The sequence below is a fragment of the Bradyrhizobium sp. USDA 4461 genome (assembly GCF_054055655.1).
On sequence record NZ_JBSRXM010000001.1, the window covers coordinates 5,046,749 to 5,064,057 of the forward strand.

Below are 17,309 nucleotides of genomic sequence, written 5' to 3' on the forward strand. Positions count from 1 at the left end.
TTCGGGGCTGTGAGCACACATCACACTTCGTTCTTGGGGACGTATTTGCCCATGATGCACTTGTAACTCTGCAGGTGCCATTCGTGATACGGGCCCTTGGCGAGCCAGTCGGCGATGCCGATTTGGGCATTTACGGCGCAGGCGCCCATGGTGATGCCTGATTGGTCGCTGTTGGTGACGACCTTTTCCATGCAGAGCTGAGCATTGCAGAGGATGGCGACGAGCGTAACAAGCATGATGGTCTTTATCCGTAGAATTAACCCGGTCTGAATCGAATCATGCACGGTTCATGCCACTATCAGTGGGCCGGGCATCGCGGCCGGCAACACCGGTAAAGTACGGCGGGAGCCATTCGGTGCGTTCGGCAGCGCGTAGCCGCACGCCCGCAGATACGCTATACTCGTTGCCCAACTACGGCGTGAGATCGAGGGCGAACGAGGAACGTTGCGCGGTCGGGGGCTGCATCGATGATGACGTTACCTGAGTTGGCGGCAGGCGCTTTGGAGAAGTTCTTCGCCACGCATGTCAGCCGCACCTTCGGGGCTTCGCAAGCGCGCTTCGGCGAACTGCTGCCGGCCGCGGCGCGGATCGCGCTGGAATGCATCGGCAACAGCGATGCACTTTACCACAATGTCGAGCATACGATGCTGGTGACGCTGGCCGGGCACGACATCATTCGCGGCCGCGCGCTGCACACCCACGTCACCGCCGAGGATTACACCCACACCATCATCGCCTGCCTCACTCACGACATCGGCTATGTGCGCGGCCTGCTGAAGGGCGATGGTCCGGATGGGTACGTCATCGATGCCGCCGGCAACAAGGTGGTGCTGCCGCGTGGCTCGTCGGATGCCGGCCTGATGCCGTACCATGTCGATCGCTCGAAGCTGTATGTGCTCGACCGGCTCGAGGCCGTGCTCCCGCTCGATCGCGAGCGCGTCGCGCGCAACATCGAGGGCACGCGGTTTCCGGCGCCCGAAGGCCAGCAATATGACGACGAGGCCGCGATCGTCCGGGCGGCCGATTTCATCGGGCAGCTCGGTGATCCCAACTACATCAGGAAGGCCAACGCGCTCTATCACGAGTTCGAGGAAGTCGGCATCAACCGCCAGCTCGGATATGAATCGCCGGCCGATATCGTCGACCGTTATCCGCAATTCTACTGGAACATGGTTGCGCCGCACATCCAGGGCGCCATCAACTGTTTGAACATGACGGCAAGTGGCCGCCAGTGGATCGCCAATCTCTACAGCAACGTGTTCCGCGCCGAGCGCGAGGTGACGTTGTCCGGCCCGCAGATCTGATGCAAGACGGCCGGGCCGCGGCCTTTCAGCACGGGCTGTGGTGCGTTTCCCGCCGGTTTGCGGGGTCTCCACATTTAGGCCTGCTTCGTCGTTGCACAGTCCGTGGAAATCAGCGACCCTGAGTCCATGGACTTCCCGATTGACCGTGTTTTCGGCCGTTTCAGCATGATCTCCCGTTTCGCTCGATTGATTGCGGCTGCCGTCGTCTGCTGGCCCGCGCTCGCCGTCGCCGCGGGCCCGGTCTACGACGTCGATCTGTATGCGCTGATGTCGGGCACCTGCCGCAACGTGACCGTCGCGGGCCGCAGCTATAGCTGCAAGGCGGTCGCCTATTTCCACACCCTGCGCGGCCGTTCCGAATTCACCGTGGTGCTCGACGATCCCGCCGACAAGAGCCACATCGTCTCGTTCTCCGGCGAGAGCACCGAGCGCACCCAGGACAATCTGTTCGAGCTTTCGGTCGACCGGATGTTGCTGAAGTCGAGCGATCGCCCGCGCGTCGATGGCTTGCCGGTGCCGTTGGTCGAAATGTCGACGGGCTCCTGCCGCCAGGTCGGCAGTTTCATCACGCGGCAGGTGTCCACCGTCACCTGCGCCGCCACCGACCAGAACGGCAAGAAGTACGAGCTGAGCTTCGAGTCGGACGGCACGCCGATGACCTTGCGCCGGTTGCGGCAATCGGCTCTGCCGTCCGAACGGCAACGGGCGCGCCAGATCGCGCAGCTCGAATGCCGCCTCAAAGCGCGCGCCGCCCAGGTGCTGCCGCGGGACACGACGGCCTTCATGATCCGTTGTCTCGGTGAAGGCGACGGCAAGCCGGCCGACGAACGGCGATAGCCGTGTGCCCTGCGCTCAGGCTTGAGGAGAACGCGATGCGCTTGACACGCTTCATCGTCGCCGTGATCGGGGTCGGGCATTGCCGGGCCCGCTGCCGCGCAGATGTACGATCCGAACTATCCGGTGTGCCTGGAAGTCTATGGCGGCAGGCTGACGCCGGAATACATCGATTGCAGCTACACGTCGCTTCCGCAGTGCCAGGCAACGGCTTCGGGGCGCGCGGCGACATGCTCGGTCAATCCATTCTACAAGGGTCCAAGAAAGCCACCCAGGGAGCGGGGGCAAAGGCAGCGCCGGCCCGCCGATTAGCGGCTCGCGCATCGGGATGTTGCCCGCCTGCGATCGCCTGCATGGCTGTCGCGTCTCAGGTGCTGTTGACTAACTCCGGCGGTTGTGAGGAAACCCTGCAATGCCGAGGAGAGACCGATGTACCTGAAGCTGCTCGCGATCGCTGCATTTGCGGCCGCCCTGATTGGACCTGCCGCCGGGCAGGCCTATGACCCGAACTATCCGGTGTGCATGCAGGTCTTTCAAGGCAGGGCCGGAAACTACATCGATTGCAGCTTCACCTCGATCCCGCAGTGCCAGATGAGTGCGTCGGGCCGCGCCGCGATGTGCTCGGTGAATCCCTTTTTTGCGCCGCCGCTGCCTCCGAAGCGCCGGGTGCATCGCCATCGCCATCGCGCGCAGTGACGCGGGTGCGCGAGGCGCGTCGCTGTTGGACTATTCCGAACTGGTGCGCGAAGCGGGCCGGCAGATTTCGGTCTTGCTCGGCTATCAGGACGGCCTGCCCATCGCGTAAGGCTTCAGCACCGCGTAGAGGAAATCGTGCGTCGGCGTCGGGATGCCGAGCTTGCGGCCGAGCTCGACCACCTTGCCGTTCAGCCAGGGCAGTTCGAGCCGGTTGCCGCGCTCGAGGTCGAGCGCCATCGAGGCCTTCATCGCCGGCGGCGCATGACCGATGAAGGCGAGCACCTTCTCGAGCGCATCCGGCGGCAGCTTGATGCCGCTGGCGTGGGCGACCGCGATGGTCTCCTCGCAGGCCGACACGAACAGCGGGCGCAGATCGGGATCGTCGCGCAACCCGCCGATCGGCTGGCGCGTGACCGCGGTCATGCCGGCATTGGTGGCGAGGCCGACGAACTTCATCCACAGCTCGGTGTTGATCTGCTCGCTCAGCGTCGCATCGAAGCCGGCCGTCAGGCAGAGCTCGAGCAGCGCCTTGCCGCGCGGTGTGATGCGGCCGTCGAGCTCGCCGAAGATCATCCGCATGAAGCTGCCGACCTGGTTGATGACGCCGGGCCTGATGATCGAGGCGGAGATCTGCGCCACGCCGCCCATCACGGCGTTGGGTCCGAGGATCGGGATCAGCCGTTCGGGCGCATCGATGCCGTTCTGCAGCGGGATCACCGCGGTGTTCGGACCGACCATCGGCTTGATGTGTGCGCCGGCGCTTTCGACGTCCCACAGCTTGACGCAGAACAGCACGATGTCGACCGGGCCGACGCTGGCGGGATCGTCGGTCGCCTGGGTCGGCATCAAATGGCTTTCGCCACGGCCGCCCTGAACCTTCAGCCCCTCGCTGCGCATCGCGGCGAGATGGGCGCCGCGCGCGATAAAGGTGACGTCGGCCCCGGCATGCGCGAGCGCCGCACCAAAGCCGCCACCGACGCCGCCGGCCCCCACCACTGCGATCCGCATGATTGTCTCCTGATCCTGCGATTTGGCCGGCAGCCTCGACGATGTCGCGCCAATTCGCAACCCCGGTTGCGCGGTGCGCAACCCCGCTGCGCTGAAAACTGCGTGACCGCGGCCTTGGCCGTCTGCGCCATCTTCCTGCGTTGAACTTGCCGGCCCGAACCGCTAAGCCATTTCCGAAAATTCGGGGAGGAATGCGTGGCGATGACGGAGCCGACGGCGGTCGCACTTGACAATGCGACGGTGGCGTTTCGGTTGGCGGATGGACGGGTCTATACCGCGGTCGAGCAGGCCAATCTTGCGGTGGCGCATGGCGAGTTCGTCGCCATTGTCGGGCCGACCGGATGCGGAAAGTCGACGCTGCTCAACGTCACCGCGGGGCTGTTGAAACCCGCGTCCGGATCGGCGCGGATCTTCGACAAGCCGCTCGGCGGCCTCAACCGCGACGCCGGTTATCTGTTCCAGGCCGATGCGCTGTTCCCCTGGAAGACCGCGATCGACAATGTCGCGATCGGCCTCGAGATCAGGGGCACGCCGCGGAGTGAGGCGCTCGCTCGCGCGCAGCAATGGTTGACCTCGGTCGGGCTCGGCGCGTTCGCCAATCGCTATCCGCACATGCTGTCGGGCGGCCAGCGTAAGCGCGTGGCGCTCGCGCAAGTCCTGATCCGCGATCCGAAGATCCTCTTGATGGACGAGCCGTTCGGTCCGCTCGATGCCCAGACCCGGCAGATCATGGGCAACCTGCTGCTGGAATTGTGGACGGCCGACCGCAAGGCGGTGCTGTTCGTCACCCACGATCTCGAGGAGGCGATCGCGCTGGCCGACCGCGTCGTGATCATGTCGGCCGGTCCGTCTGCGCGCATCATCGGCGATTGGCGCATCACGCTGCCGCGGCCGCGCGACATCGCCGAGATCAGGATGGAAAAGGATTTCCACGCCCTGCACCGCGAGATCTGGGGCGTGCTGAAGGACGAGGTCATGAAAGGCTATGCGCAGTCGACACAGGCGGGGGCCGCCTGATGTCGCGCGTCACGCTGCTCTCCCTTCAGATTCTCGTCGCCGTCGTCACGCTGGCCTTGTGGCAGGTCTTTTCCACCGTGCCGGTGTTCGGCAAGGTGCTGCTGCCGCCGTTCTTCTTCTCCAACCCGGTCGACGTCTTCAGCCAGATCGTGAAATGGTTCTCGAGCGGGGTGATCTGGAAGCACCTTGCGATCACGCTGTGGGAGTCGATCCTGGCCTTCGTGATCGGCTCGGCCGGCGGCATCCTGGTCGGCTTCTGGTTCGCGCGGCAGCCGCGCGTCGCCGCGGTGTTCGACCCCTATGTGAAGATGGTCAACGCGCTGCCGCGCGTCGTGCTGGCGCCGATCTTCGCGCTGTGGTTCGGGCTCGGCGTCTGGTCCAAGGTCGCGCTCGGCGTGACGCTGGTGTTCTTCATCGTGTTTTTCAATGTCTACCAGGGCGTCAAGGAGGTGCCGGCCACGGTGCTCGACAATGGCCGCATGCTCGGCATGAACGAGCGGCAGCTGATGCGCCATGTCTACTGGCCCTCGGCGCTGTCCTGGATGTTCTCCTCGCTGCACACCTCGGTCGGCTTCGCGGTGGTCGGCGCCGTGGTCGGTGAATATCTCGGCTCGGCGGCCGGTCTCGGCTATCTGATCCAGCAGGCCGAAGGCGTGTTCGACGTCGCCGGCGTGTTTGCCGGCATGTTCGTGCTGTCGGCGTTCGTCATCCTGATCGACATGGGCGTGACGGTGGTGGAGAAGCGGCTGCTGGTCTGGCGGCCGACGGCGGCGGCGCGGGACTAGGGCCGCGAGATCAGGCTTCAGCGGCGGCGCTGATCGGCCCGGACATATTCGACTTGGTATGATGGCGAGGCGGCCCGGTGCGCAAACAATGTCCGCCACGACATCCGGCGCAGGCCGATCAGGCACAGGACGAGGGCCGCACCCGCGATCACGTCGATGAAGTAATGGCCGCCGATGGTGGGCGTCGAGGCGATCACCAGCAGGTTCAGCACGAGGAACACGGGGAATAGCAGCTTCATGCCCCTGCTGGCGTAGATCAGGATGACGGCCAGCGCAGTATGGAAGGATGGAAAGGTGATCAGACCGTTCACGTCCGCCAGCGGGATGCGCGTCATCTGACCGGCGCGAAGCGCGTTGAAATCGGCCAGGTGATAGGCGTCGGCGCGGGCGACGACGTCAAACTGGACCCAGGCGCTGACGGCGGGGAAGATCCACGAGATCGGAATCGCGACCAGCAGCGCCATCATGAACAGCCAGACGAACTCGCGCATCTGTTCGAACCGCTCGCACGCGCTCAGCGACACCAGCAGCACCGCGGTCTGCGCCAGGCAGCTATCGTATGCGGTATCGAGGATGCTCTTGATCGCGGGGTGTTTGTCGACCCAACTGAAATAGGCCGGCCAGTCCAGATACAACGCGGCGTCGATCGCGGCGAGCTGGCGATCGATCAACGGGAATTTCGAGGTGACCGTCAGATAGCTCAACACCGCGGCGACCGCGGTGAAGGCGATCAGTTGTGCGCATGCGATGGCGAGTTCGGCGATGCGTCGATCAGGCCTGAACCGGACGTAGACCAGCGCGAGCGACGCAACGATCACGAACATGACCGCCTTGGCAGGAGCGAGCGCGACCGACATTCCCGACATGCGCAGCCACACCAGGTCGATCACGGCAATGACGGCGATGACAAGCCACAAGGCCCGTGTCTCGATGACTTGACTGGTCATACGTCGTTACCCCGCTGCGTGGAAGCTGCATCGCATCTGCGCCTTAAGGTTGCATACCCTCATTCGTTAAAAATGCGGAGAATGCCGCGTTTGGCGATGCCGTGGTCGGCCTTCGGCGCGGGGATAATGGGGTGAAAGGCGGCCAGGCGATGGTTAACGGTTCTCGGCTGCGCGGAAACGTCGCTGCGGCGGCAACGATCAGGTCGGTTGATCAGCCGGCACAGCGTTGATCAGCCCACGGATCTTTTCCGTCACCTCCGGGTCGATCGGATTGTAGACGATCATGCTGAGGTCGGATCGGCCGTCGACCGCGAACGCCGAATATTCGAACTTGACTGTGCCCAGGACCGGGTGCCGGAGCTGCTTGACGCCCTCGCCATGCGCGCGCACGTCGTTGTCGCGCCACAGCGTCGCGAATTCCGGGCTGAGCCGGCAGAGCTCGTCGACGAACGGTTGCACTTCGGCGGCCGCGCCGGCGCGTGCCGCGTCGACCCTGAAGGCGCCGACCACGAAACGCGCCACGCTGGCCCAGTCGTGTTGCGCGGCGCGGACGCGCGGATCGAGGAACATGAAGCGCAGCACGTTGCGCTCGCGCGGCGGCAGCGATCCGTAGTCCGTCAGCATCACCGTCGCCGCCCGGTTCCAGGCGACGATGTCCCATATCGCGGTCCTGATCACGGCAGGTTGCGGCTCCAGCGCGTCGAGCACGCGTTGCAGCCGCGGCGTCACGCCTTCGCTTTTCTGGTAGCGCACCTCGGGTGTGCGGCCGAGGCCGAGCAGGAACAGATGCTCGCGCTCGACTTCGGTCAGCATCAGCGCACGCGCGATGCGGTCGAGCACGTCGGCCGAGGGCGCGCCGCCACGTCCTTGTTCGAGCCAGGTGTACCAGGTCGCGGAGATGTTGGCGCGCTGCGCCACTTCCTCGCGCCGCAGGCCCGGCGTGCGGCGCCGCTCCGGCGGAAAGCCGAATGTCGCCGGATCGAGCTTGCTGCGGCGGTCCTTCAGGTAAGCGCCGAGCAGATTCTCTTGCGTGAGCGGTTCGCTCATCCTGTTAGCCATTATACCATGATAAGGTCACTACTTTACCACGATAGCGCGGCGCCCCAGATTTGTCTTCAGAAAAACATGGAGACTTGCTGATGCGCGTGTTTGTCACTGGAGCCACCGGTTGGGTCGGCTCCGCCGTCACCAACGATCTGATCGCTGCCGGCCATCAGGTGCTCGGCATGACCCGATCCGACAAGGGCGCGGAAGCGCTCGCTGCCGCCGGTGCCGGGGTTCATTACGGAACGCTGGAAGATCTCGACAGCTTGAAGAGCGGCGCCGCGCAGGCCGATGCCGTGATCCACTGCGCGTTCAATCACGACTTTTCGAGGTTTGCGCAGAACTGCGCGGACGACCGGCGCGCGATCGAGACGCTGGGTCGCGTGCTCGAAGGCTCGACGCGTCCGCTGATCACCACCTCGGGCGTCGCGCGGGTGGCACAGGGCCGCGTCGCGACCGAAGAGGATCCGCCGATTCCGGTCTCCGAGGCCTATCCGCGTGCGTCCGAGGAAACGACGATGGCGCAAGCCGCGCGCGGCGTGCGTGCCGCGGTCGTGCGCCTGCCGCCCTCGGTGCATGGTCACGGCGATCATGGCTTCGTGCCGCGCCTCTTGGCATTTGCGCGCGAGAAGGGCGTCTCGGCCTATATCGGCGAGGGACAGAATCGCTGGCCCGGCGTGCATCGCCTCGACGCGGCACGCGTCTATCGGCTCGCGCTCGAGCGCGGCGTCGAAGGCGGCCCGTTCCATGCGGTCGCCGATGAGGGCGTGCCGTTCAAGGCGATCGCCGAGGTCATCGCCCGCCGGCTCAACGTTCCGCTGCTGTCGAAATCGCCGGAGGAGGCGGCCGAGCATTTCGGCATGTTCAGCAGGTTCGTCGCTTTCGATGTGCCGACCTCGAGCGCCCGAACGCGCGCGCGGCTCGACTGGCAGCCGCAGCAGGCGGGGCTGCTCGCCGACATCGATCATCCCGCTTATTTCGCACAATAAGCGGCGGAGCAAGAACCATGACAGAAGCCATGATGTCGCTTGCCGGCAAGCGCGTGATCGCAATCGGGGGATCGTCGGGGATCGGCTTCGCCGTCGCCGCGCTCGTGCAGGAGCGGGGCGCGCAGGTGGTGATTGCCTCCAGCAACCCGGCCAACGTCGATGCGGCGGTTGCGCGGCTGCCGGGATCATCAGGCACGACCGTCGATCTGCGCGACGAAGCCAGTGTGTCGCGCTTCTTCGACCAGGTCGGCAGCTTCGATCACCTCGCGATCACGGCAGGCGATCAAGGCCTCCCGGTGTTCGGTGCGACGCGCGATCTCGACCTCGCTGTCGCGCGCGAGGCTCTCAATCTTCGTTTCTGGGGCTCGCTCGCGGCGGTCAAGCACGCCAGCCGCGCGATCGCTGCGAATGGATCGATCACGCTGACCGGCGGCATGCTGGCGCATCGTCCGCAAAAGGCGATGCCGTTCGTGACCGCGGCGGCGGGCGCCATGGAGAGCCTGGCGCGCGGCCTTGCGGTCGATCTGGCGCCGGTGCGCGTCAATGCGGTGTGCCCGGGGCTCATCCTCACCGAGCGCGTCAGGCAGATGCCGGAGGAGCGGGTGCGTGGCTATGTGGCAGGCTTGCCATTGCCGCGCGCGGCATCGCCGAGCGAGGCGGCCACCGCCTATGTCTATCTGATGCTGAACAGCTACGTCACCGGGCAGACGCTTGCGGTCGATGGCGGCGGGCTGTTGGTGTGAGATCGTGACCCGCCGATGTCACGCATGCAAAGAGGCGGGTTACGGCTGCGCCTAACCCGCCCCTACGCAGGGAAGCATCCGGCTCAGAGCGGGAAGCACCGCATGTAGGCCGCGAACAGCTTCTCATCGCTGACGCTCACCAGCTCCGAGGCGATCGCGTCGGCAAGGTCGAGGTCGCGATTCTGCACGCGCAGCCATGCCGTTGTGTCGCCGGTGATGGTCAGGGTCGCCTCTCCGACATGCCGCCCCGGCACCACCTGAAGCTCCTTGCCCTTGATCGTGACCGTCATGTCCAGCGCGCTGGCTCCGGTGAAGCGCAGATGCGTCACGAGATCGAGGCCGCGCGCCCGGCCGCGCTGAAATCCGAGCGAGAGCGAGAAGATATAGGCCTGGATGCTGCCGGTATGGCGGCCGGACGTGACCTGCTGGACCTTCTTGTGCGGAAAGCGCCGGGTCACCGTGTCCTCGGCGTCGGTGTCCGGGATCACATAGACGAACTCGTCCTTGTCGATCAGCGGCTGCACCACGTCGGCGAAATGCGCCTCGCGATTGTCCAGAAACGGCCCGATCACGTCTTCGCCGGCCGGGCAGGCCGAGATGCAATAGGCCGCCTTGTAGCCCGGCTTGAACGACAGCGATTGCCAGACGTTCATCGTCTCGGTGCGCGGCACCCGGGCGCGATAATCGCTCGCGTCCTTCGCGTCCGCGACCTTCTCCACCCACTGCGCGAAGTTGCCGAGAAAGTCGTGATAATTGTGGGTGTGGCAGGACAGGAAATCGAAGCCGCCGTCCGGCTTGATGGCGCCGACCGGGCAGGCAGCGACGCACAATTTGCATTCCAGGCACGGATTATAATCGATCGGCCGGTCGTGGGCGTCGACCTCGCAGCCGAGCAGGATGGTGCCGAGCAGCACGAAGCTGCCGAATTTCGGGTGGATCACGCTGCGATGGATTCCCATCCGCCCGAGTCCGGCCTCGACTGCGATCGGCTTGTGCTGGACCATCATGATCCGCGGCAGGTCCATCTCCATCGGGAAGGCGGCGACCGAGTTGCAGGCCGGGATGCCGTGCTCGTCGAGCGCGCGAACGATGGCGCGGGCGGTTTCGTTGACGTGATCGTAGGTCGAGTGGAATTCCTCATTGGCGACCGACCGCGCCGGCGAGCGCACCGGCTCGCGGTTCATGTGGCAGACGATCGCGAGCAGGGAACGCGTCCGGCCGTAGACCTTGCGGATGAAGTCGCGCTGCGGCGCGATCGCGGCGCGTTCGAATTCGATGACGCCGACATCGTCGGCCCCGCAATTGCGCGCGATCTCCTTGATCAGCTCCGCCGACACCGGGAGGTCGGGGGCCGGCTGGCTGCTGCGCGCCCGCACAGCCCTGACCGTGGGGTGATCGTCGAGGCTCATGGTCCATGTTCTCTATAAATGACGATCATCATATTATGGAGCGAGCCGATACGAGGCAAGTGAATTATCTGTCAGTCGCCATGTAATGGAACTGGCGTCATGCGGGGAGACTTGCACATGCCCGGATGACGCTCATGCGCAACCCAGCGAAGTCAGCACCGTCATTCCCGCGCAAAGGCTTCGCCTTTGTCGCTGGGGGTGCGAGCGGAGCGAGCCTCGAAGGATGCACGGCCCAAGCTATGGCCGATTCATCCTTCGAGGCGCGCCCAGCCGCGCAAGAGCGCCGCCGGGCGCGCACCTCAGGATGACGGGGAAGGTCTGTTAAGTCCGGATCAATCCAGCAGCTTGGTATCGTCAGGCGCCTGCGGCGGCGTCTTGATCGCGATCGCCTTGAAGGCGCGGCCGTTCGGCTTGGTGCCGCCATGCGGCGTGCCCTTCGGGATCACGATCAAATCGCCCGGCTTCACCGTCACTTCCTTGTCGCCGAGCCAGACCGTGCCGGTGCCTTCCAGGATGAACTGCATCTCGTTGGTGTTGGGGTGCATGTGCTTCGGCACATTGCCGTCCTGGATCGAGACGGTGGCGCCGTCGGCCGAGACGAACATTTTCGAGCGGAAGCCGACCTTGTTGGCGTCGCCGAGCTTGTCGCCCTCCATCTCACCGGTGTGGATCACCTGCGCGGTGATGCTTTCGGCGGCGAGTGCCGGCCGCAGCAGATGGGTGACGCCGCAGCCGGCGGCGAAAGCGGCGGCAATCGACAGCGCGGTCGCAATCCGATTCATGAAAAACCTCCCTGATGTCTGCCTTGAAGCATTCTTGGTGCTTCTTCGGCGTTTTCTTGTAGTCGCGATGCTATGCCGCCGCCGCAGGCTTGACCAGCACCCGGAAAGTCGCCTTCTCAAGCCATGCCGGCTCCTCTATCTTGCCGGTCAATTCGATCGGAGGACGTCATGAACAAATGGCTTGGCAAGCTTGCCGGAACGCTGCTGACGCTGACCCTGTCCACGGGCCTTGCCGCGGCGCAAAGCAAGATCACCATCGCGGTCGGGGGCGGCGCCTGCCTTTGCTATCTGCCCACCGTGCTGGCCAAGCAGCTCGGCGAATATGACAAGGCCGGGCTTGCGGTCGAGTTGGTCGACCTCAAGGGCGGCTCGGATGCGCTGAAAGCCGTGCTCGGCGGCAGCGCCGACGTCGTCTCCGGTTATTTCGATCACTGCGTCAATCTCGCCGCCAAGAAGCAGGAGCTGCAGGCCTTCGTGGTCTATGACCGCTATCCCGGCCTCGTGCTGGTGGTGTCGCCGAAGCACACCGGCGAGATCAATTCGATCAAGGATCTTGCCGGCAAGAAGGTCGGCGTCAGCGCGCCGGGCTCCTCGACCGACTTCTTCCTGAAATACCTGTTGAAGAAGAACGGCCTCGATCCGGCCGGCACCGCCGTGATCGGCGTCGGCCTCGGCGCCACCGCGGTGGCCGCGATGGAGCAGGGCCAGATCGATGCCGCGGTGATGCTCGATCCCTCCGTCACTGTGTTGCAAGGCAGCCACGCCGACCTCAAGATCCTCAGCGATACCCGCACCCAGCACGACACGCTCGCGGTGTTCGGCGGCGAATATCCGGGCGGCGCGCTCTATTCGACCGCGGCATGGGTCAACGGCCACGACAAGGAGGTGCAGGCGCTGACCAATGCGATGATGGCGACGCTGGCCTGGATCCATTCGCATTCCGCCGAAGACATCATGGCCAAGATGCCGGAGGAGATCGTCGGCAAGAACAAGGACCTCTATCTGGCCGCGCTGAAGAACACGATCCCGATGTTCTCGGAAACCGGCAAGATGGACCCCAAGGGCGCCGAGGCCGTGCTCGCGGTGTTCAGCGAAGGCTCGCCCGAGGTCGCGAAGGCCGGCATCGACGTCACCAAGACCTACACCAACAAGTTCGTCGATCAGGTCAAGAAGACGACCGGAAGCGCGAAGTAAGTTCATAAAGACATGCAGTCCCCGCTGATTTGTCGCGTCACCGCGCTCGACCTCGCCTTGCAGCGGCGGCCCTGGCCGTTCGCCGACCAGCGGCGCGTCGAGATCGACGCGCATTTCGCCGAGCAGCAGCGGCTGAACCCGAACCTGTGGAACGGCCGCGTGCTGCTCGGGCGCGATCCGGTGTTTGCCGGCGAGCGGCTCAGCGCGAGCTATTTCGAGACCGATTTCGCAAGCTTCCTCGCCTGGCGCGACTGGGGATTCCCGGACAAGGAGATCTTCAACGGCTTCGGGATGGGCGCGCTGCTCTCGAGCGACGGCGCCTTCGTCTGCGGTGTGATGGGCGAGCAGACCGCGAATGCCGGACGGATCTATTTTCCTTCAGGCACCCCCGATCTCGACGACATCAGGGGCGAGACGGTCGATATCGCGGGCAGCGTGATGCGCGAACTCGAGGAAGAGACCGGGCTCATCGCAGCGGATTGCCATGCCGATAGTGACTGGCACTGCATCTACACCGGCGTTGCGCTGGCGATGATGCAGATCCTGCGCGTCGATATGCCAGGCGATGCGCTGCGTGCCCGGATCGAGGCCAATCTCGCACGGCAGGACAATCCCGAACTCGCCGGCATCCACCTGGTGCGCAGCCGCGCCGATCTTACCCCCGCCATGCCGCGCTTCGTCACCGCGTTCATCGAAACGCAGCTGCCGGCGTAGGGTGAGGCTCACTTGGGGGCGCGCGTGACTAACACCGTCCGTCATTGACGGCTCCCGACCAGGAGCAACGGCCGATCATTCGGCCACTTCAACGATCATCTCAACCTCAACAGCGTTGTTGAACGGAAGTCCCGCCATCCCGACAGCAGATCGCGCGTGCTTGCCGGCCGCATCGCCGAAGACCTCGACCATCAAATCGGAGAATCCGTTCACGACTTTCGGCTGCTCGCCAAACCCGTCGGCTGAATTGACCATCCCGAAGACCTTGACCACGCGCTTGACGCGATCGAGGCTCCCCAGTGCGACGCGCACTTTCGCCAGCATGATCAGGCCGACCTGACGGGCCGTGTCGTAGCCTTCCTGCACGGTGAGGTCCTTGCCCACCTTGCCCTTGTACTTCCAGTCCGCGGCCGGAGTGTTTCCTGCGAGGAAGAGCAGATTGCCGACCCGGACCGCATCGACGTAGTTGGCGACCGGTGTCGGAACGGGCGGCAGTGTGATGTTCAGCTCCTTCAGCCTGGCCTCGGCGGACGGCGAATTCTGCGCCAGCGCGCCCGACGAAGCGGCAATCCACGCTCCGAATCCAATCACGCACGCACCGAACCACAGGATGAGTCTCGCTCTGCAAAGCATATGAGTCATGTGTCGCCTCCAATGACAGCTACTTCGCAGCGCTCAGGATAAGGCAGAAATAGCAAAGCTGCCTTCCGTAGTTCTCCGGTCTGAAAAGTCGTCTCCGCTGGTTCGCCGAAACTTTGCGCAAGCCTGCGCCGTGGCGACGCAGCCATCGTGCTTGACATCACCGGCCGCGCCCCCTGTGATAGGGCGGAACGACAACAAGAAATGCAGTGCACAATCTCTGGGGAGGGATTCATGCCGGTCAGGAGGGTTGCCCGCTGGCTCGCGGGTCTGTCTGTCGTGGTTGCGGCGCTCGGCGTGGCCGCTGCCGCGCAGGCGCAGGATAAGAAGATCAAGATCGGCGTGATCTTCGACTTGACCGGCCCGCTGGCCGGCGGCGGCTCCGAGCTGCAATATACCGGCGTCAAGATCATGCTCGACCATTACGCCAAGACCGGCGTCGAGGGCTACAAGGTCGAGGCGGTCTATGCCGACGCGCAGAGCAAGCCTGATATCGCCATCAACGAGGCCGTTCGCCTGCTCGAGCAGGAGAAGGTCGACATGGTGATGGGCTTCTTCTCCTCGGCACAATGCGTGCCGGTGGCGGCCCGGGTCGACCAGATGAAGAAGTTCATGTGGATCACCACCTGCATCTCCTCGGGCGTGTTCGACGGCAAGAACTACAAATATGTGTTCCGCCCGCAGGCCGCCGGCAACCAATACGGCATGATGACGACCGAATTCATCGCGCAATATTCGCTGCCGAAGTTCGGCAAGGAGCCGAAGGACCTGCGCGTTGCCATCATCCATGAGGACGGCGCCTATGGCGTCGACGTCGCCAAGGGCAACGAGGCCGGCGCGAAGAAAGCTGGCTTCAACATCGTGCTCAAGGAAGGCTATTCGGCGACCGCGCCGGATTTGTCGGCGCTGATCACCAAGCTGAAGCGCGCCAAGCCGGACGTGATCTTCCACACCGGCTACAATCCGGACATAACCTTGCTGTTCCGCCAGGCGCGCGAGCAAGGCCTGAAATTCGGCGCCATCGTCGGCCACGGCGCGGGCTATGGCGTCTATGAGAAGCTCAAGGAAGGCCTCGGCGTCGACGCCAACTATCTGTTCAACACCGATCCGATCTCGATCTGGCTTGCCAATCAGAAGGACATGGATCCGAAGCTGCCGCCAGTCATCAAGATGGTCGGCGAGGAGTTCGACCGGTTGAAGCCCGGGGTGCCGATTCGCTCCGCCCATGTCGGCATCGGCGCGGCCAACGCCTATGTGTTCCTCGACGATGTGCTGCCGCGGGCGATCAAGACCTATGGCGGCGTCGACCCGGATGCGCTGCGCAAGGCCGCGCTCGACACCGACATTGCCGAGGGCGGCACCATGCTCGGCTACGGCGTGAAGTTCTACGGCGACGGCGAGCAGTATGCCGGGCAGAACGCGCGCTCGTTCCCGGTGGTGCTGCAATATATCGACGATAAATCCTATGTGGTGTGGCCGAAGAGCCAGATGCAGCGCGAGACCGTGCTGCCGCTGCCGGCCGGCACCACCTACAGCTATAAATAGCTCGCTCACGAAAGGGACTGCCGTGCTCGCCGTGGAAGGCCTGGTCAAGCGGTTTGGCGGCTTTCGCGCCGTCAACAATGTCTCGTTCCGCGTCGAGCAGGGCGAGATCCTCGGCCTGATCGGGCCGAACGGCTCGGGCAAGAGCACGATCTTCAACATGCTGTCGGGCACGCTGCCGCCGACCGAGGGCTCGATCCTGTTCGACGGCCGCGAGATCGCGGGCCTTGCCCCGCACCGGATCATCGTGGGCGGCATCGGCCGCACCTTCCAGATTCCGCGGCCGTTCCATCGGCTGAGCATTTTCGAGAACGTCGTGCTCGCCGGCTTCTACGGCCAGGGCCGCCACAGCCGCGCCAAGGCGGAGGAGGCAGCCGAGCGCGCACTGGCGATGGTCGGGCTGCCGACCGATCGTCACTCCAGCGTCGAGGGGCTCGGCGCCGCCGGGTTGAAGAAGCTCGAACTGGCAAAGGCGCTTGCCACCGGGCCAAAACTTTTGCTCGCCGACGAGAGCCTCGGCGGGCTCGACGAGACCGAGATGGACCAGGCCGCCGACATGCTGCGGCGGATCCGCGACGAACTCGGCGTCACCATCATCTGGGTCGAGCACATCATGGGCGTACTGATGCGCGTGGTCGATCGGGTCATGGTGCTCGATCATGGCGAGAAGATCGCCGAAGGCCTGCCGGCCGATGTCGCCGGCAATCCACGGGTGATCGAGGTCTATCTCGGCACCGATGCGGACGCGAGCATCGCGGCGGCCGCCGCCGCGCAGGCGCGCCGCCGGATCGGGGCGTGAGCGGCATGCTGGAACTGAAATCGATCGATGCGGGCTATGGCAGCTTCCAGGCGCTGTTCGACGTCAGCCTCGACGTCAAGGCGGGCGAGGCGGTCGGCGTGATTGGCCCGAACGGCGCCGGCAAGACCACGCTGATGCGCGTGATCTCCGGGCTGATCCGGCCGATCCGCGGCACCATCGCAATGGAAGGCAGCGACGTCGTGGCGACGCCTGCGCATCGCATCGTCAGCCTCGGCATCGCGCATGTGCCGGAAAACCGCCGGCTGTTTCCGCGGCTCACGGTCGCCGACAATTTGAAGATGGGTGCCTACATGCCCGCCGCCCGCGCGCATTACGCCGAGCGGCTGGAATTCGTGTTCGAACTGTTTCCGCGGCTGAAGGAGCGATTGCAGCAGATGGCCGGCACGATGTCGGGCGGCGAGCAGCAGATGTGCGCGATCGGCCGCGCGCTGATGTCGAACCCGAAACTGCTGCTGCTCGACGAGCCCTCGGCCGGGCTCGCGCCGGTCGTGGTGCAGCAGGTGTTCGAACTGGTCAAGCGCATCCGCGCCTCGGGGTTGACGGTCTTGATCGTCGAGCAGAACGTGCAGCAGGTGCTGCGCGTGGTCGACCGCGCCTATCTGCTGGAGGCAGGCAGCATCCGCGCCGCCGGCACGGCGGCGGAGCTCGCGGCGAGCGACACCATCAAGCAGGCGTATTTGGGGGTGTGAGGGATGATGATCGTGAATCGAGCCCGTGCGCCCACACAGTTTCCCGTCGTCCTGAGGTGCGAGCGGAGCGGCGTCTTCTCCCGTCATCCTGAGGAGCCGCGCAGCGGCGTCTCGAAGGATGCACGGCCCGGCTGGTGGCCGTCCATCCTTCGA

General features: G+C 64.8%; 20 protein-coding genes. 13 read left to right on the forward strand and 7 right to left on the reverse strand.

The window, feature by feature from the left end; all coding sequences use genetic code 11:
- Window positions 1-20: 20 nt before the first annotated feature.
- Window positions 21-236 (reverse strand): hypothetical protein, encoded by a 216-nt coding sequence (locus ACVINW_RS23265; protein ID WP_076866967.1) that lies wholly within the window; start codon window positions 234-236, stop codon window positions 21-23.
- A 231-nt stretch (window positions 237-467) separates the two neighbouring features.
- Here ACVINW_RS23265 and ACVINW_RS23270 point away from each other — a divergent pair, with 231 nt between their 5' ends.
- The 4 genes from ACVINW_RS23270 (at window position 468) to ACVINW_RS23285 (ending at window position 2,834) form a co-directional block, all read left to right on the forward strand.
- Window positions 468-1,304, forward strand: a complete 837-nt coding sequence (locus ACVINW_RS23270; RefSeq protein WP_212022280.1) for a metal-dependent phosphohydrolase — start codon at window positions 468-470, stop codon at window positions 1,302-1,304.
- A 165-nt stretch (window positions 1,305-1,469) separates the two neighbouring features.
- Window positions 1,470-2,141 (forward strand): hypothetical protein, encoded by a 672-nt coding sequence (locus ACVINW_RS23275; RefSeq protein ID WP_456753447.1) that lies wholly within the window; start codon window positions 1,470-1,472, stop codon window positions 2,139-2,141.
- Window positions 2,142-2,243: 102 nt separating this feature from the next.
- Complete coding sequence (locus ACVINW_RS23280; protein WP_456753448.1) at window positions 2,244-2,450, forward strand: DUF3551 domain-containing protein; 207 nt, start codon at window positions 2,244-2,246, stop codon at window positions 2,448-2,450.
- Between the two features lie 117 nt (window positions 2,451-2,567).
- Window positions 2,568-2,834: a DUF3551 domain-containing protein gene (locus tag ACVINW_RS23285; RefSeq protein WP_456753449.1), complete on the forward strand. Its 267-nt coding sequence runs from the start codon at window positions 2,568-2,570 to the stop codon at window positions 2,832-2,834.
- Between the two features lie 84 nt (window positions 2,835-2,918).
- Here ACVINW_RS23285 and ACVINW_RS23290 read toward each other — a convergent pair whose 3' ends face one another.
- Window positions 2,919-3,842, reverse strand: a complete 924-nt coding sequence (locus tag ACVINW_RS23290) for a ketopantoate reductase family protein (RefSeq protein ID WP_456753450.1) — start codon at window positions 3,840-3,842, stop codon at window positions 2,919-2,921.
- 201 nt (window positions 3,843-4,043) lie between these two features.
- Here ACVINW_RS23290 and ACVINW_RS23295 point away from each other — a divergent pair, with 201 nt between their 5' ends.
- Together ACVINW_RS23295 and ACVINW_RS23300 are read left to right on the forward strand one after the other, a co-directional pair.
- Entirely contained in the window at window positions 4,044-4,859 is an 816-nt protein-coding gene (locus ACVINW_RS23295; RefSeq protein WP_456753451.1) for an ABC transporter ATP-binding protein, read from the forward strand.
- Window positions 4,859-5,644, forward strand: coding sequence for an ABC transporter permease (locus ACVINW_RS23300; RefSeq protein ID WP_456753452.1), 786 nt, complete (start codon window positions 4,859-4,861; stop codon window positions 5,642-5,644). Before ACVINW_RS23295 ends, ACVINW_RS23300 begins: the two co-directional genes overlap by 1 nt.
- Window positions 5,645-5,661: 17 nt before the next feature.
- On the opposite strand, the gene ACVINW_RS23305 is transcribed toward ACVINW_RS23300, so the two are convergent.
- On the reverse strand, window positions 5,662-6,591 hold the full coding sequence (locus ACVINW_RS23305; protein ID WP_456753453.1) for a phosphatase PAP2 family protein: 930 nt from the start codon (window positions 6,589-6,591) through the stop codon (window positions 5,662-5,664).
- A 198-nt stretch (window positions 6,592-6,789) separates the two neighbouring features.
- Window positions 6,790-7,638: a helix-turn-helix transcriptional regulator gene (locus ACVINW_RS23310; protein WP_456753454.1), complete on the reverse strand. Its 849-nt coding sequence runs from the start codon at window positions 7,636-7,638 to the stop codon at window positions 6,790-6,792.
- Window positions 7,639-7,730: 92 nt separating this feature from the next.
- On the opposite strand from ACVINW_RS23310, the gene ACVINW_RS23315 reads away from it, so the two are divergent.
- Window positions 7,731-8,624 carry an SDR family oxidoreductase gene (locus ACVINW_RS23315; protein ID WP_456753455.1) on the forward strand — a complete coding sequence of 298 codons (894 nt, stop codon included), beginning with the start codon at window positions 7,731-7,733 and terminating at the stop codon, window positions 8,622-8,624.
- A gap of 17 nt (window positions 8,625-8,641) precedes the next feature.
- Window positions 8,642-9,367: an SDR family oxidoreductase gene (locus ACVINW_RS23320; RefSeq protein WP_456753456.1), complete on the forward strand. Its 726-nt coding sequence runs from the start codon at window positions 8,642-8,644 to the stop codon at window positions 9,365-9,367.
- A gap of 83 nt (window positions 9,368-9,450) precedes the next feature.
- Here ACVINW_RS23320 and ACVINW_RS23325 read toward each other — a convergent pair whose 3' ends face one another.
- Window positions 9,451-10,776, reverse strand: a complete 1,326-nt coding sequence (locus ACVINW_RS23325; protein ID WP_456753457.1) for a 4Fe-4S binding protein — start codon at window positions 10,774-10,776, stop codon at window positions 9,451-9,453.
- 332 nt (window positions 10,777-11,108) lie between these two features.
- Window positions 11,109-11,558, reverse strand: coding sequence for a cupin domain-containing protein (locus ACVINW_RS23330; protein ID WP_456753458.1), 450 nt, complete (start codon window positions 11,556-11,558; stop codon window positions 11,109-11,111).
- Window positions 11,559-11,726: 168 nt separating this feature from the next.
- On the opposite strand from ACVINW_RS23330, the gene ACVINW_RS23335 reads away from it, so the two are divergent.
- Entirely contained in the window at window positions 11,727-12,752 is a 1,026-nt protein-coding gene (locus ACVINW_RS23335; RefSeq protein WP_456753459.1) for an ABC transporter substrate-binding protein, read from the forward strand.
- Between the two features lie 12 nt (window positions 12,753-12,764).
- Window positions 12,765-13,466 carry an NUDIX hydrolase gene (locus ACVINW_RS23340; protein WP_456753460.1) on the forward strand — a complete coding sequence of 234 codons (702 nt, stop codon included), beginning with the start codon at window positions 12,765-12,767 and terminating at the stop codon, window positions 13,464-13,466.
- A 75-nt stretch (window positions 13,467-13,541) separates the two neighbouring features.
- Here ACVINW_RS23340 and ACVINW_RS23345 read toward each other — a convergent pair whose 3' ends face one another.
- Entirely contained in the window at window positions 13,542-14,108 is a 567-nt protein-coding gene (locus ACVINW_RS23345; protein ID WP_456753461.1) for a RidA family protein, read from the reverse strand.
- A 231-nt stretch (window positions 14,109-14,339) separates the two neighbouring features.
- Between ACVINW_RS23345 and ACVINW_RS23350 the strand changes: the two genes are divergently transcribed.
- From ACVINW_RS23350 to ACVINW_RS23360, 3 genes are read left to right on the forward strand one after another with little or no spacing between them, the layout of a single operon-like run.
- A complete protein-coding gene (locus ACVINW_RS23350) occupies window positions 14,340-15,650 on the forward strand; it encodes an ABC transporter substrate-binding protein (protein ID WP_456753462.1) in 1,311 nt (436 codons plus the stop codon).
- 22 nt (window positions 15,651-15,672) lie between these two features.
- Window positions 15,673-16,446, forward strand: a complete 774-nt coding sequence (locus ACVINW_RS23355) for an ABC transporter ATP-binding protein (RefSeq protein WP_456753463.1) — start codon at window positions 15,673-15,675, stop codon at window positions 16,444-16,446.
- A 5-nt stretch (window positions 16,447-16,451) separates the two neighbouring features.
- Window positions 16,452-17,156, forward strand: coding sequence for an ABC transporter ATP-binding protein (locus ACVINW_RS23360; RefSeq protein WP_456756477.1), 705 nt, complete (start codon window positions 16,452-16,454; stop codon window positions 17,154-17,156).
- Window positions 17,157-17,309: the final 153 nt, after the last annotated feature.